The sequence below is a fragment of the Aquimarina sp. EL_43 genome (assembly GCF_943422735.1).
GTDB classification, from domain to species: Bacteria; Bacteroidota; Bacteroidia; order Flavobacteriales; family Flavobacteriaceae; genus Aquimarina; species Aquimarina megaterium.
In genome coordinates this window covers 1276197-1291900 of record NZ_CALSBR010000001.1, presented here as the reverse complement: position 1 = coordinate 1291900, position 15704 = coordinate 1276197, and the positions used below count along the sequence as shown (strand labels likewise).

Below are 15704 nucleotides of genomic sequence, written 5' to 3'. Positions count from 1 at the left end.
TATCACTTTTGCAACTTACTTCGCAAAAATGCAAAACATAAAACTAAAATGGATATATCTGGCAGTGCTTTCTCTGGTATGGGGTAGTTCATTTATTCTTATCAAAAAATCATTGATCGGACTTACACCACTGCAATTAGGTGCTTTAAGAACATTGTTTGCAGCAACATTTTTGTTCTTGATCGGATTTAGGAGCATGAGAAAAATAGCAGCATCAGACTGGAAATGGGTGATCATATCTGCCTTTGCAGGAACATTTATCCCTGCTTTTTTATTTGCCTTTGCCGAGACAGAAATTGATAGTGGTATAGCATCAATCCTTAATTCTACTACACCGCTAGTTACTTTGATTCTGGGGATGTTGATTTTCTCTATTCGATTTAGTAAAAATCAATTCTTTGGTGTGATTGTGGGGCTAATAGGTTGTGTTGCTCTGATATTAGAAGGAGCTTCGGTAAACCCCAATCAAAACTATTGGTATGCACTATTAGTGCTTTGTGCTTCTGTGTGTTATGCAATAAATGTTAATATCATAAAAAGATATATGCAGCATATACCGCCTATGGCAATTGCTAACGGAAATTTTGTTGTATTAGTGATCCCTGCTTTGGTCGTGTTGTGTTTTTCGGGTTTTTTTAAAGCCGAAGTAGTTACTAGTCCAAAAATGCATATGAGCTTGATATATATATCTATACTTGCGATAGTAGGTACAGGTATTGCTAAAGTATTGTTTAATAAACTGGTGCAGATCAGTACACCTGTATTTGCGACTTCGGTAACCTATACTATTCCTATTGTAGCTATGCTATGGGGGATATTAGATAATGAGAAATTTACATTGTATCAAGTGCTTGCTTCTGGAGTTATTATTCTTGGAGTATATTTGGCTAATAGGAATAGATAGCTTTATATCTTGTTGCTAAACAATAAATTAACAAGCTTTTAAGGTTAAAAAACTCTTAAATTTCTTACTTTTAAGAGACAATCCTAAAGAGTGAAACCATGAAGAAATCAACTATTCCTGTTATATATGGACTCCTTATTGCTGTTGGACTTATTGCATATTTTTTACTCCTTTCTCTGGTTGGTGTGCAAACAAAACCTGTTTTTAGTTTAGGTAATGGTATTATAGTTGCTCTTGGTTTGTACAAAGCCATGAAAAACTACAAGCTGGAAAAGGGAAGTGATTTTGAATATCAGAAAGGATTTATGGCAGGACTTTTTACAGGGTTTAATGCTACAGTCGTTTTTATTATCTTCTTTGCAATATATGTAACTAATATCAATACTAATTTCTTACCAGAAATGCTGGCGAATTGGAGTTCGCATTATCATGTGGGAGTAGGGATAGTTGTGTTTGTTGCAGCAATTATGGGGTTTGCCACTACTTTTGTGCTTACGTTATCTTTTATGCAATTATTTAAAGAAAGCTGGAATCCTAAAAAAAATCACAATTCAAAGCCTGTAGAGGCATAAAATATTTGCCATTTAATTAATTAGCAGTATATTTGCACCCGCCTATTTAGAAATAGGCGCAGTTCTTTATTTATAAAAATAATTAATTAAACGTTACGCTATGTACGCAATTGTAGAGATAGCAGGGCAGCAATTTAAAGTTGCAAAAGACCAAAAAGTGTTTGTACATCGTTTAGCAGGAGAAGAAGGAGATAAAGTCTCTTTTGATAAAGTTCTTCTTGCAGCAGATGGAGATAAAGTTACTTTAGGCGCCCCAGCTATAGATGGAGCTCAAGTAGGAGCAAAAATCACAAGACACCTTAAAGGTGATAAAGTTATTGTTTTCAAGAAAAAGAGACGTAAAGGATACCGTGTTAAAAATGGTCACCGCCAATCTCTTACAGAAATTGTTATCGAAAGTATAGTAACTTCTGGAGCTAAGAAAACTGCAACTAAAAAAGCTGAACCAAAAGCTAAAGCAGAGAAAGAAGTAAAAGCTTCTACTCCAAAAACTGAAACTAAAGCAGCTGCTCCTAAGAAAGAAGCAGCAAAGCCGAAAGCTGATAAAGAAGATTTAAGCGCTAAAACAGTAGCTGAATTAAAAGATATGGCTAAAGCGCAGGGAATCTCTGGGATTTCTTCTATGAAGAAAGCAGAATTAATCGAAGCTTTACAAGGAAAATAAAAAACGGCAGGTAATCCCTGTAAGTATTAACAATATAAAACCGAAAGAAAATGGCTCATAAAAAAGGAGTTGGTAGTTCGAAAAACGGTAGAGAATCAGAATCGAAACGCTTAGGTGTGAAGATATTTGGTGGACAAGCTGCCGTGGCTGGTAACATCATTGTAAGACAAAGAGGTACAGCCCACAAGCCAGGTGAAAACGTATATGCAGGTAAAGATCATACTCTACATGCTAAAGTAGATGGTTTAGTGAAATTTACTAAAAAGAAAGACAATAAATCCTATGTTTCTATAGTTCCATTTGAAGCATAAAGGATCTTTCCTTTGTAATATAAAAAAACCCTTTTCTGTATTAAGAAAAGGGTTTTTTGTTTTTCATAAATTTTCTAATGTCTACTTTAAGTTTAAGGAATTTCTTGTTTTAACCTCCAAGAACCAAGCTGTTAAAGACTTTTTCCCTATTCTTAAAAAAAAGAAATATATTTAACATCAAATTTAAAAACCTAATCATGAAAAAGTTATTATTATTAACATTGTTAATGACTGTTACCCTTTCTTTTAGTCAAAAAAGAAAAGACCAAGAAGGAAGTATTAAAAATTTAAAAGGTATCACAGCGTATAATTTAGTTTTCGATTACGAAAATCTTAAAGTTGACAAATTTGATACTGAAGAAGAGTTTCTGAAAAACAAAATGGAAAAGCGAGAAGCTAAAGAAGCTGGTAGAGGTGAAAGATTTAAAAAATCCTGGTTTGCTGATCGCGAAAACTTATATGAACCAAAATATATAGAATCTTTCAATAAGCGTTTTGATGGTGGAGCTGTTAAAGTTGAAAAAAATCTAGAAGGCGCTACCCATACTATGAAAGTTAAAACAACATGGATTTACCCGGGATATAATGTGGGTGTTATGAAACAACCCTCTAAAGTAAATGCAACGATTATTGTATATGAAACTGGTAATCCTGATAAAATATTATTCTCTACAAAATACTTTAAAGTGCCAGGAAGTAATTTTTATGGAGCCGATTATAATTCTGGATACAGAATAGCCGAAAGTTATGCTAAACTAGCTAAGGAAATGGCAAAATATATCCTTAAAAAAGCAAAGTAATCTCTGACCTATACATTCATAATCAAAAAACAATGATATTGAATGGATATGGAGAATAAAAAATAAGTACACTTTGTATTTTATAGTTAAAATACAAAGTGTACTAAATACATAGAAAAACTATGAGTACTATACTAATCAAAACAGCGTCTTTTATCTTCTTTTTATGTATAACCTTAACTGCTACTTCGCAAAATATTCCTAAATATGATTATCTCGAGGTTATTGTAATTCAAAAAGCAAATAATAGAGGTAAGGTAAAAAGAATTAAGGTAGAGGAGCAAACATCTTTAGTGGGTAAGCAAATAACCATTAAGCAGCTAGAAGATTTAGAGAAAACCTCTGATTTATTAAACTACATGAATGCTGCTAATTGGGAGTTTGTAGATCGACAATCTATTGTTTCTGAAGAGAATGATCCTGTATGGATGAGTTATATCTTTAGAAAAAAGAAGTGACATGATGTTGTTTTCTTAAAAAGAGAGCATAACATAAAAATAATAAATACGTAACAGCAAAAAATTGTGTGCATCATAGATTTGTGAGATTTTGCAAAATCTAGGGGAATTATTTTTTTCACACAAAGTTTTATGAAACGTATACAGGAACCTATCTTCATTTTATATTGGTTAGTGATAACTATTTCTTTTAGTTCATCTGCACAAATCAATCAGGTTCAAGAAGAAGAAAAGAAACAGGTAGATTCTACATTTCTATCTTTGAGAAGAGAATTAGAAATTTCTCAGCAAAATAAAACACCACATATCATTGCCGAAAAACATCTCCAACTTGGTAAGTTTTATCATAAAGCAAGAGTGTATAATGAAGCCATAGAACATTATAATAGTGCACTGGCATTGATTAAAGAGAATGATACTTTGGCCATTCTTCTGAAAAATGAAATCGGTAAAATATATCTATCCTTAAAAAACAGAAGCAAGGCAAAGGTTTATTTTGATCAAAGTAGATCAACATCTTCTGAGTCTGGTTATATAAAAGGAGAGGCTATAGCAAAAGAGTTATTAGGTTCTTGTTATGAAAAAGAAGGAGAGTATTTAGAAGCGCTTAAGTACCAAAAGGAAAGTCTTGAATTGTTTGAAAAATTAAATGATAAGAAAGGTGTAGCGGTTGTAAATGAAAATATAGGAAGTATTTATGAAGATCTTGAGCAGTATGATCTGGCATATAAATATTTTAAAAAAGCAGCTGAATATTTTGAAAATGTTAACGGGAGCGAACGAATAAATGTTCTGAATAATTTGGGAGATATTAATCGAAAAACAGGTAATTATCCCGATGCTCTTGAATATACACTTAAAGCTTATAATCTGGCAATCGAAGCCCAAGATATGTACCAGTTAAAAAGTGCTCATAAAGATTTATCAAAGACATATGAGTTCATGGGGGATCATAAAAATGCATTTGATCATCTTTTAGAATCTGAACGAATTAATGAATCATTAATTTCTTCTCAAAATATAAATCAATTAAATACGCTTCAGGTAGTTTATGAAACGAAACAAAAAGAGGCGCAAATCAATTTGCTTTTACAGCAAAAAGAAATAAGCCAGGCTAATCAGGACCTTTTGCTTGTTAGCTTAGTTGCAACTGTGTTTATTGCAATCATATCGTTTTTATATTTCAGAAGAAAAAGAAAAGAAAACTCGAAAATACAAGAATATAAACAACGAATGCTAAAGGCAGAATTAGAAAAAAAAGCATTCGAAGAAAAGAATTTACAAGATGAAGTAGATGTAAAAACATCTGCTTTGTCTAGATATAGCTTGCATTTATCGCAAAAAAACAAAATATTATCTGATTTGTCTTTTAGGCTTACCAATATTGCAAATCGAAAGAATATAGATGTGAATGCTAATATCAAGAAAATAGTAAAAGAGATTAATTTCGACCTAAAACAGGAACGAGAATGGGATGAATTCAATAACTTTTTTACAGAAATTCATCCAAATTTCATTAAAAAATTATCTTCATTATCTGAAGAAAATTTATCACCGGCAGAGTTACGTCTTGGTATGTTGCTGCGTCTTAATTTATCATCAAAAGAAATTGCATCAATTTTAAGAGTTACACCCGATAGTGTGAGAGTAGCCAGATATCGTCTAAGAAAAAAACTTCCAATAGATCAAAAAGAAGAGCTTGTTAATTTTATGATAGCCTTGTAAAAAAGTTATAAATCTGTCTTTTTTTGTAAATGTTATTGCAATGTAAATAAATCTTAATTGTTGCCTTGTTGTTTCTCTTAATATAGCCAAATGTTTACCCTTTGTTGCTTTACGTTTTATCCTTATATCCTTTTGTACATATAGCTTTGTCTCGACTTTTAAATTTATAAAAATGATACCATCCGGATTTTTAAAATTGACTTTTGTAACGCTAATAATGATTATAAGTTTCAATACATTGTCAGCACAAAGCGGTTCTATAAAAGGAACTATTACAGACGAGTACGGGATTTACATACCCGGAGCCTCAATATTGATAAGTTCAATAAAAAAAGCGACTGTTTCTGATCAAAATGGGATATTTACACTTGTAGATGTTCCCGAAGGAACTTACACTTTGAAAATAGAGTATTTGGGATTTTCAGATATTGAACAAGAAGTTAGTGTACTTGCATCTAAAACAGTGTCTGCTTCTGTTGTATTAAAACCAGAGAGTGTTCAGCTTGAAGATGTCCAAATTATAGGAAGAGCAATTAGTGGGCAAGCCAAGGCGCTAAATACTCAAAAGAATAACATTAATATTACCAATGTAGTGTCTACCGATCAGATAGGAAAGTTTCCTGATGCAAACATAGGCGATGCAGTAAAGCGTATTCCTGGTATAACGATGCAAGTTGATCAGGGAGAAGCTCGTAATATAATTGTTAGAGGTCTTTCTCCACAGTTAAATTCTGTAACGCTTAATGGTAGTAGAATCCCTTCGGCAGAAGGGGATAATCGAAATATTCAGATGGATCTGATTCCTTCAGATATGATACAGACCATAGAGGTTAATAAAGCAGTAACACCCGATATGGAAGCCGATGCATTAGGAGGATCTGTAAACCTGATTACCAGAACTGCTCCGCAGGGGTTTAGACTTTCTGCCACTTTAGGTTCGGGGATCAGTTTTATTACGGATAAAAGAATACTTAATGGATCATTTCTTATTGGAGATAGATCTAAAAACAAAAAATTTGGCTGGATGCTATCGGCCTCTATTACCGATAATGATTTTGGTTCTGATAATATAGAAGCAGAATGGACCAATGAGTTTGAGTATTATACTGGGGTTGATGATGCAGATGGAGAACCAATTCTCGAAGAGATTTCTGTAAATCCTTATGCCAAAGAATTTCAAATACGCACCTATTTAGTGCAACGTATAAGAAGGAGCTTTTCTGCCAATTTTGATTATCAGTTCGATGATAATCATAGCATGTACTTAAAAACCATGTATAACTGGAGAGATGATAGAGAAAATAGATTTCGTTTAGAACATGAAATTTTGGATGGTGAGGATATCGAAATTGATGATTTCACTGTTGTGAATAGAAATCTTACTCGTTTTCCGGTAGAAGTAAAGCGCCAAACCAAAGGTGGGATTGATAATAGCCGAAATAAAAATAGAAGGTTAGAAGATCAACGAATGCAAAATTATAGCTTAGGAGGGGATCATTTATTTGGTAATGTTAAGGTAGATTGGATGGCTTCTTTTGCAAAAGCATCAGAAGAAAGACTCAATGAACGATATGCAGAGTATGAATCTGAATATATTGTGAATAATGATAACTCTAATCCCAAATTTCCGGTTTTCACTCCTGTAAATGGTGCTGATGCCAATAATTTTTCGGGTTTTGAATATGGAGAAATCACAGAAGAAAACCAATATACCGAAGAAGAAGATATAAACTTTTTTGCCAATGTAGAACTCCCTTCTGATTTCTTTGGAAAAGGAAATGGAATTCTGAAATTTGGGGTAAGAAGCCGATTGAAAAAAAAATTAAGAGATAACAGTTTTTTTGAATTTGATTTAGAAGGTAATTTCCCGACACTTGCAGATGTACCTGTACGAAATTATACCGATCCAGGTTTCTCGGCCGGAAGTCAATATCAAGCGGGTTCATATGCGGATGAAAACTGGTTGGGAGGATTAAATCTAGAGAATGGAGAATCTGTTCCTGATGAGTTTTTGAGAGCAAATTTTGATGTAGAAGAAGATGTATTGGCGGGATATGCAATGACGAATCAGAAACTATCTGATAAATTTGGTGTTCTGGCTGGTATTAGAGTAGAACATACTATGATTAATGCTACCGGAAATCAAATTGAAGACGAAGAGAACGTAATAGGTAAAATTACAGAAGAAAAATCATACACTAATGTATTACCGGGTGTTCATTTTAAATATGATCTATCTCCACAAACAATCTTTAGATTTGCCTGGACTAATACTTTGGCCCGGCCTAATTATGTAGATCTGGTGCCTGCTTTGGATATCGTATTAGGTGATGAAGAAATTTTTGTAGGGAATTCTGATCTTGATCCTACCACTTCTATGAATTTTGACTTATTAGCAGAACACTATTTTAAATCTGTTGGGATAGTATCTGGAGGGTTGTTTTATAAAAAAATTGATAACTTTATATATACTTTTAGAGGAGAAACCACCGATGATACTTATGGAGCAGGAACCTCGGGATTTGATATTTTTCAACCGCTTAATGGTGATGATGCTTCTGTTTTTGGAGCAGAAATAGCATTTCAGCGTAAAATGGATTTTTTACCTGGGTTTGCAAAGAATTTAAGTATCTATCTAAATTATACATATCTTACTTCTAGTGCAGATGGAATTCGTAACGAAGACGGTGGAGAACGTTCTGATCTGGATCTTCCAAATACAGCACCTAATATGTTTAACGGATCATTAGGATATAATGATAATAGATTTAGTGTGAGGTTATCTGCCAATTTTTCTGATGCTTATATTGATGAGATTGGAGGAAATATTTTTGAAGATCGTTATTATGACAAGCAATTTTTTCTTGATTTTAATGCAAGTTATGCTATTACAAAAAACCTTAGGGTTTATGCAGATGTAAATAATATCACAAATCAGCCTTTGCGTTTTTATCAAGGAGTTTCACAACGAACAATGCAGGCAGAATATTATGAACGAAGATTTACTTTTGGTTTGAAGTATGATTTGTTCAAAAAATAAAACCACAAACTCTTTTGTTAATTAATTTTTATAAAATTTCAGTAATATTTTAAATACATGAGAAATTCTATTATACTAATTGCAATCATTATATTTTTATCCTGTGATAAGAAACTGCCTCCTATCGATCCTGATATTGTTTCAGAAAAGGTGCAATATGATACCGATGACCCTGCCATTTGGGTTCACCCTACAGATGCTTCAAAAAGCATTGTCTTTGGTACAGATAAGGATACCAATGGAGCAATTTATGCTTTTGATTTAAAAGGAAAAGTAATTACAGAGAAAACGATAAGGAATATTAAATATCCCAATAATATTGATGTAGAATATGGCTTTAGAATTAATGATTCTATTACTGTTGACGTTATTGTTTTTACAGAAAGAGAACGAAATCGAATTCGCTTGTTTTCTGTTCCTGATATGAAACCTTTGGATAATGGTGGTTTTCAGGTTTTTGAAGAAGAAACTGACCTTGAATTAAGAAGACCAATGGGGATAAGTTTGTATAAAGATCCTGTGAGTAAGAATATTTATGCAATCGTAAGTAGAAAATCTGGCCCTGCAGATGATTATTTGCATCAATATCAGTTCTTAAGTGATAGTACAGGCATAAAAACCAAATTGGTAAGAAAGTTTGGAAAGTTTAGTGAAGAAAAGGAAATCGAGGCTATTGCGGTAGACGATGAATTAGGTTTCGTTTATTACTCTGATGAGGGAGTAGGGATTAGAAAATACTATGCGGACCCAGCAAAAGGCAATGAAGAATTGGCAGTGTTTGGAGGAGAATATTTTAAGGATGATATAGAGGGAATTGCTATAGCTGCAAAACCTAACGGGGAAGGAATTCTTATTGTTTCAGATCAACAAAAAGGGCAGTTTAATTTATTTTCGAGAAAAGAAAATAGTTTTATTAAAGCAGTTAATTTAGGAACGATTGCTACAGATGGATGTGATGCAGTTACGGTTTCGCTAAATACTATGTTTACAGAAGGACTTTTTGTTGCTATGAATGAACAACGAGATTTCTATTTTTATAACTTAGAAAAATTAGGGCTTTAATTTTTTTTGAATCAAAAACCCCCTATCAAAAGATAGAGGGTTTCTTATTTTTAACCGCGATAGCGATCTTTTTTTAGTATCTGTAATATTCTGGTTTGTATGGCCCTTCAACAGTTACACCAATATACTCAGCTTGATCTTTGCTAAGATCAGTAAGTTCTACTCCAATTTTAGCCAAGTGTAATTTTGCTACCTTTTCATCTAAGTGCTTCGGAAGCATATATACCTTGTTTTCATAATTTTCGAGATTAGTCCAAAGCTCAATTTGTGCTAAAGTCTGATTGGTAAATGAATTACTCATTACAAAACTTGGGTGACCCGTTGCACAACCTAAATTTACTAAACGACCTTCGGCAAGAAGTATAATATCATTACCTCCAATGTTGTACTTATCTACTTGAGGTTTGATTTCAACTTTCTCGCTTTGCGAATTTAACCAAGCTACATCAATCTCATTATCAAAATGCCCAATATTACAAACAATGGTCTTATCTTTCATTGCTTTAAAATGTTCTCCACGAACAATATCTTTATTTCCGGTAGTGGTAATAACAACATCAGCATTTCCAACAACAGTTTCTAGTTTTTTCACTTCAAAACCATCCATGGCTGCTTGCAAAGCACAAATCGGATCAATTTCGGTAACAGTAACTATAGAACCGGCTCCTCTAAACGATGCAGCGGTACCTTTACCCACATCTCCATATCCGCAAACAACAACACGTTTACCAGCAAGCATTACATCGGTAGCACGACGAATTGCATCTACAGCACTTTCTTTACATCCGTATTTATTGTCAAATTTTGATTTAGTAACACTATCGTTTACATTAATTGCTGGCATTGGAAGTGTTCCATTTGTCATACGCTCATATAATCTATGAACTCCAGTAGTTGTTTCCTCAGATAAACCATTGATTCCTTCTACCAATTCAGGATACTTATCTAAAACCATATTAGTTAAGTCTCCTCCATCATCAAGGATCATATTTAAAGGTTTACGATCTTCGCCAAAAAATAGAGTTTGTTCTATACACCAGTCGAATTCTTCATCATTCATACCTTTCCAGGCATATACAGGAGTACCTGCTTCTGCAATTGCAGCTGCAGCTTGATCCTGAGTAGAAAATATGTTACAAGAACTCCAGGTTACCTCTGCACCAAGAGCCTGAAGTGTTTCTATTAACACTGCAGTTTGGATGGTCATATGAAGACAACCCGCAATACGAGCACCTTTAAGAGGTTGCTCATCTTTGTATTCTTCACGAAGAGACATAAGTCCAGGCATTTCTGCTTCAGCTAATTCAATTTCTTTTCTTCCCCAGGCAGCTAATGAAATATCTTTCACCTTGTAAGGAACATAAGGTACAGTTTTAGTACTCATAGTAGTTAATTTTATGTTTATGAAGTGCTTTCTGGTATTTCGCACTAAATTGTTCTAAATTCGTTTCCCGAAAAATTGAATAATATTCCTTTTTCGGTTTGCAAAGGTACATAATAACTTTAAGAATTTAAATGCCTCTTTACAAAACTATAACAGTAGATGAAAGTACTAATGTGTTGATTTGGAAGATTGAAGAATCTTATGACTCTCTCTGCCAGGGAATAGAATTAACACAACATTGCCAGAATAGAGTAAATAATATGAAATCTGATATGCATCGCAGAGGCTTTATGAGCGTTAGGCATTTGTTGGCTGCATTTGGTTATACCGATCATGATCTGTATTATGATGAATTTGGAAAACCACATCTTAAAGACGGAAAACAAATCTCAATCACTCATTCTTATGAATATGCAGGAATCATAATTAGTGATAAACTTGTAGGAATTGATATCGAAAAACAAAGAGAAAAGATTCATAGAATTGCTCATAAATTTGTGAATGATTTTGAGAATGATGCTCTGGAAAAACAAAATCTGGATAAGACTCGTGCATTAACTATAATTTGGGGAGCCAAAGAATCTTTGTATAAGTTATATGCAACGGCAGGCTTAAGTTTTGAGCAACATATTTATATTTCTCCTTTTACATTAGAATATCCATTTGTTTATGGTGCTGTTAATTATAAGGATGAAATAACTCATTATGATATGGCATTTGTAGAATTTGAGGGATTTACCTGTGTATATGCTTTACCAGCTTCTGAAATATAAATTTTGTAGCTACGAATACATGAATGTTTTATGAGAAATATCATAAAAAAAGATAACATGCAAATATCAATAGAATTAACCCTTACCCCACTTCAAGCTGATTTTGAAGAACATATTATTCGTTTTATAAAACGGTTAAGGGGATCTGAGTTTACAGTTATAGAAAATCCTTTAAGTACTCAAATCTATGGAGAGTATGATGAAGTAATGTCTTTTCTGACTTTAGAAATTAAAAACGCGTTTGGAGATATGGATCACGTTTTGGTGTATATGAAAATGGTAAAAAGTAATAGAAGTGATTATGAACCCCATTTTTGAATTTTTATTTGGGCAGTATTCAGAATACTCCGATTTACATATAACTCTCGAGATTATAGCAGCACTTTTTGGTCTGCTAAGTGTGATCTTTGCTTGGTTTAATAAGATTTGGGTATATCCAACGGGTATTATAAGTACTGCAATTTATGTGTATTTATTATTACAATGGTCATTGTTAGGGGATATGATGATTAATGCGTATTATTTTATAATGAGTATTTATGGATGGTACATCTGGACCCGAAAAATAGATGAGACACATGTTACTCCCATTGCAAGAACAACTATTGAAGAAAAGAATATATCAGCAATAATCTTTGTCATGACCTTGCTTTTTGTGTATGGAGTTTATGTTTTTTTTGATAAGTTAAATGATTGGGCAGCATATATAGATACCTTAACTACAGCGATATTCTTTGTTGGAATGTGGTTAATGGCAAAAAGAAAAATTGAAAATTGGATATTTTGGATTATCGGAGATATTATTTCGGTACCGTTATATTTTTATAAAGGATTTACATTTACCAGTTTGCAATATGTAGTGTTTACGATTATTGCAATTTTTGGATATATCACATGGAAAAAAAGCTTAGACAACGACCCGGCAATTGTGTAAAAATAGTATTGTTTGGTCCAGAATGTACGGGTAAAACTACATTGTCCAGGCAATTGGCAGCATATTATAATACGGAGTGTGTTCCCGAATATATGCGAGAATATTTGCAAAGAAAATGGGACAAATCCAAAGAAGTATGTGTGTATGATGATATGCTTCAGATTGCAGAAGGGCAAATGAAATTAGAAAATGAAATTGCTCAAAAAGTTAACACCCTATTGTTTTGTGATACAAATCTTTTAGAACTCAAAGTATATTCAGAAGCATACTACGATGGGGCTGTTCCCGAAACCTTAAATAAAATTTCATTAGAAAATGTTTATGATTTGTATCTTTTGACTTATATTGACATTCCTTGGATTGCCGATGATCTAAGGGACAAACCCCACGAACGAGAAGAAATGTTTTTAAGATTTAAAGAATGTCTTGATAAACATAATCTTCCATACATCGTCTTAAAAGGAGATAAAACATCTCGTTTTGAAAAAGCATTGACACACATTAGCCAATTAATAGAAGATAAAAGTGAATATAACAGATAAAGATATTAAGTTAATCAAATCAAAAGGATTAACGATTGATAAGGTGCTTACACAAATAGAAACTTTTAAAAATGAAATCCCTTTTGTAGCTTTAAGAAGTGCAGCAACACTGGATAATGGAATCCTTAAATTTTCTGAACACTACCAGTCAGAACTTACCAAGTTATACGATTCTAGAGTGCAGCATCTCGAAACAATAAAATTTGTTCCTGCATCGGGTGCAGCTACACGAATGTTTAAAGATTTATTTCGGTTTCTTGATAATTATGATTTTAAGAAAGAAAGTCTTAATTCTTATACGAATCATGAAAAAGCAGATGCAATACGCCTTTTTTTAATAGGTCTGGAAAAATTTCCATTCTATGACATAGTTATGGAAAAAGTAAAAAGTGCCTATCCTAAATTTGGATCGTTATCCGAAGGGAAACAATTGTATATTTTTGTCGAAATGATGCTAAAAGAGAAAGGATTAAATTATGGAACCTTTCCTAAAGGATTATTTCCTTTTCATAAATATGATGATAGCATAGCAACCTCTTTTGAAGAACATTTATATGAGGCAGCCGGTTATAATACTAATGATAAAAGTGATTCTAAACTGCATTTTACGATTTCTAAAGACCATCTCGAAGCTTTTAAAGGTGAGTTTGAAAGAATTAAGAAAAAAGTTGAAGAGAAGACCAATACCAATTTTAGTATTACCTATTCATTTCAAAAATCAGAAACAGATACTATCGCAGTAACAGAAGATAATGAACCGTTTAGAAAAGAAGATGGATGTTTGTTGTTTAGACCCGGAGGACATGGAGCGTTGATCGAAAACTTAAATGATTTAGATGCAGATATTATTTATATTAAAAATATAGATAATGTAGTGGTACGTAAATATCAAGATGAGGTTTCTGGATATAAAAAAGTATTAGCAGGTAAGCTTATCGAAATTCAGGACGAAGTATTTAGAATATTAAATGCAATTGATGAAAAGAAGCCTTCAGAAGCAGAGTTAAAAGACATCAAGAAGTTTTTGGTACACCAGCTTAATGTAAGATTGCCACTAGATTTTGATAAATTTTCTGATAAATACAAACTTCAATTCTTACGAGAATCCTTAAATCGACCTATTCGGGTTTGTGGTATGGTAATTAATGAAGGAGAACCAGGAGGAGGCCCATTTTGGATAAAGCGCGAAAATGGAAGATTGGTATTACAGATTATCGAAGCACCACAAATTGATAAAAAAGATCGAAGACAAGAAGAGATTCTTGGTAGCGCTACTCATTTTAATCCGGTTGATTTGGTATGTGGCGTAAGAGATTATAACGGTAAGAAATTTAACCTACTTGATTTTGTAGATCCTGATGCAGGATTTATTACCCAAAAAACTTTGAATGGTAAGATTCTTAAAGCACTGGAGCTTCCCGGGTTATGGAATGGCGCAATGGCAAATTGGATTAGTGTATTTGTAGAAGTACCATTAACTACATTTAACCCTGTGAAAACAGTAAATGATTTACTTAAGTCTGCACACCAGGTAACTCTTTTTTCGTGAACACTTCTATAGTCATAAATGAACTAAAATTTAAAGCCATTCGAAGCTCTGGAGCAGGAGGTCAACATGTAAATAAAGTATCTTCAAAAATAGAACTAGCTTTAGATATCATGACATCGACAGGGTTTACCGATGACGAAAAATTACGACTGAGTCAGAAGTTGTCTTCACGATTAACCAAATCTGGTGTTTTATTATTACAATGTGGTGATAGTAGAAGTCAACATAGAAATAAAGAATTGGTGATTAAAAGGCTTTTGGAGATTCTTAAGGCCAATCTCTATATTCCTAAAAAAAGAAAACAAACTAAACCTTCTAGAGCAGCTATCAAAAAACGTCTGGATAGTAAACAAAAGCATGCATTAAAGAAAGCTAATCGTAAAAAGCCTTCTTTATAAGTTAATCTCTTTTTAAAAAGTGTGTAACATTTCTACACTTTTGTGTGGATTCTACATTTTCTACACCGAAACATTTATACATGTAAAAATATCAACTTATTGATAATCAGATGCTTAAATTGTTTTTGCTTATAATTACATCTTTGGAACAATTATTACTATTTATTAACTGTAGAAATAATTCAGTAACCCAAAATGAAAAAGTTACCAATGATAGTAGCGATTGTAGTAAGTATCTTTTCGGCACAGGGTGTTGTTGCTCAGGACGAATTAGCCGTTCTTAGTGATGATCTCGAGTTTAGAGACTATGAGTATGAGCAGCAGGAATATACTGAAATCAATATTGTAGAATTGCCATTATCAATTCAAGAAGCAGCTGCCAAAGATTTTGCAGAGTTAAGGATTGTAAAAGCATATATGTCTAAGGATAATACGTATAAAATTATCCTGCAAAGTAAAGACGATAATACAAAAGTTGTATTTGCAAGCGCTAATGGCGAATGGATAAAGCCAAACGACAATAAATCTTAAATCTAGGGGTAGAAAAGGATATCGTTTTGCAACCAAGGACGATATAAAGTTGTTTAG

17 protein-coding genes are annotated in these 15704 nt (G+C 32.9%); 16 read left to right on the top strand and 1 reads right to left on the bottom strand.

Translation table 11 applies throughout. From position 1 onward, the window contains the following. Positions 1 to 28: 28 nt before the first annotated feature. The 9 genes from NNL09_RS05975 to NNL09_RS05935 all read left to right on the top strand — a co-directional run bounded on the left by NNL09_RS05975 (position 29) and on the right by NNL09_RS05935 (position 9536). The gene (locus NNL09_RS05975; RefSeq protein ID WP_196909434.1) at positions 29 to 904 is read left to right on the top strand and encodes a DMT family transporter; all 876 of its coding nucleotides are present in this window, start codon (positions 29 to 31) and stop codon (positions 902 to 904) included. 98 nt (positions 905 to 1002) lie between these two features. Continuing rightward, positions 1003 to 1476 (top strand): DUF4199 domain-containing protein, encoded by a 474-nt coding sequence (locus NNL09_RS05970; RefSeq protein ID WP_196909433.1) that lies wholly within the window; start codon positions 1003 to 1005, stop codon positions 1474 to 1476. A gap of 100 nt (positions 1477 to 1576) precedes the next feature. Beyond that, the gene (rplU, locus tag NNL09_RS05965; protein WP_025664472.1) at positions 1577 to 2140 is read left to right on the top strand and encodes a 50S ribosomal protein L21; all 564 of its coding nucleotides are present in this window, start codon (positions 1577 to 1579) and stop codon (positions 2138 to 2140) included. Between the two features lie 50 nt (positions 2141 to 2190). Then, a complete protein-coding gene (rpmA, locus tag NNL09_RS05960) occupies positions 2191 to 2451 on the top strand; it encodes a 50S ribosomal protein L27 (protein ID WP_024768273.1) in 261 nt (86 codons plus the stop codon). A gap of 197 nt (positions 2452 to 2648) precedes the next feature. Next, positions 2649 to 3251 carry a hypothetical protein gene (locus tag NNL09_RS05955; protein ID WP_025664470.1) on the top strand — a complete coding sequence of 201 codons (603 nt, stop codon included), beginning with the start codon at positions 2649 to 2651 and terminating at the stop codon, positions 3249 to 3251. Between the two features lie 122 nt (positions 3252 to 3373). Continuing rightward, positions 3374 to 3709 (top strand): hypothetical protein, encoded by a 336-nt coding sequence (locus NNL09_RS05950; RefSeq protein ID WP_025664469.1) that lies wholly within the window; start codon positions 3374 to 3376, stop codon positions 3707 to 3709. A 132-nt stretch (positions 3710 to 3841) separates the two neighbouring features. After that, on the top strand, positions 3842 to 5434 hold the full coding sequence (locus NNL09_RS05945; RefSeq protein ID WP_196909432.1) for a tetratricopeptide repeat protein: 1593 nt from the start codon (positions 3842 to 3844) through the stop codon (positions 5432 to 5434). A gap of 172 nt (positions 5435 to 5606) precedes the next feature. After that, positions 5607 to 8474 carry a TonB-dependent receptor gene (locus tag NNL09_RS05940; RefSeq protein WP_196909431.1) on the top strand — a complete coding sequence of 956 codons (2868 nt, stop codon included), beginning with the start codon at positions 5607 to 5609 and terminating at the stop codon, positions 8472 to 8474. Positions 8475 to 8531: 57 nt separating this feature from the next. Continuing rightward, a complete protein-coding gene (locus tag NNL09_RS05935) occupies positions 8532 to 9536 on the top strand; it encodes a phytase (RefSeq protein WP_196909430.1) in 1005 nt (334 codons plus the stop codon). Positions 9537 to 9609: 73 nt separating this feature from the next. Here the strand turns inward: NNL09_RS05935 and ahcY are convergent, their stop codons facing one another. Then, a complete protein-coding gene (gene ahcY / locus NNL09_RS05930) occupies positions 9610 to 10920 on the bottom strand; it encodes an adenosylhomocysteinase (RefSeq protein ID WP_196909429.1) in 1311 nt (436 codons plus the stop codon). Between the two features lie 131 nt (positions 10921 to 11051). Between ahcY and NNL09_RS05925 the strand changes: the two genes are divergently transcribed. The 7 genes from NNL09_RS05925 (at position 11052) to NNL09_RS05895 (ending at position 15647) form a co-directional block, all read left to right on the top strand. Then, on the top strand, positions 11052 to 11693 hold the full coding sequence (locus NNL09_RS05925) for a 4'-phosphopantetheinyl transferase superfamily protein (protein WP_196909428.1): 642 nt from the start codon (positions 11052 to 11054) through the stop codon (positions 11691 to 11693). 57 nt (positions 11694 to 11750) lie between these two features. Continuing rightward, the gene (locus tag NNL09_RS05920) at positions 11751 to 12011 is read left to right on the top strand and encodes a hypothetical protein (protein WP_196909427.1); all 261 of its coding nucleotides are present in this window, start codon (positions 11751 to 11753) and stop codon (positions 12009 to 12011) included. Beyond that, a complete protein-coding gene (gene pnuC, locus NNL09_RS05915) occupies positions 11995 to 12627 on the top strand; it encodes a nicotinamide riboside transporter PnuC (protein ID WP_025664462.1) in 633 nt (210 codons plus the stop codon). The genes NNL09_RS05920 and pnuC overlap by 17 nt, the downstream gene beginning before the upstream one ends. Then, the gene (locus NNL09_RS05910) at positions 12588 to 13169 is read left to right on the top strand and encodes an AAA family ATPase (RefSeq protein ID WP_196909426.1); all 582 of its coding nucleotides are present in this window, start codon (positions 12588 to 12590) and stop codon (positions 13167 to 13169) included. Before pnuC ends, NNL09_RS05910 begins: the two co-directional genes overlap by 40 nt. Further along, complete coding sequence (locus NNL09_RS05905; RefSeq protein WP_025664460.1) at positions 13153 to 14718, top strand: DUF4301 family protein; 1566 nt, start codon at positions 13153 to 13155, stop codon at positions 14716 to 14718. The genes NNL09_RS05910 and NNL09_RS05905 overlap by 17 nt, the downstream gene beginning before the upstream one ends. Continuing rightward, positions 14715 to 15116 carry an alternative ribosome rescue aminoacyl-tRNA hydrolase ArfB gene (gene arfB / locus NNL09_RS05900; protein WP_196909425.1) on the top strand — a complete coding sequence of 134 codons (402 nt, stop codon included), beginning with the start codon at positions 14715 to 14717 and terminating at the stop codon, positions 15114 to 15116. Before NNL09_RS05905 ends, arfB begins: the two co-directional genes overlap by 4 nt. Before the next feature lie 195 nt (positions 15117 to 15311). Next, positions 15312 to 15647: a hypothetical protein gene (locus tag NNL09_RS05895; protein WP_074406981.1), complete on the top strand. Its 336-nt coding sequence runs from the start codon at positions 15312 to 15314 to the stop codon at positions 15645 to 15647. Positions 15648 to 15704 lie beyond the last annotated feature (57 nt).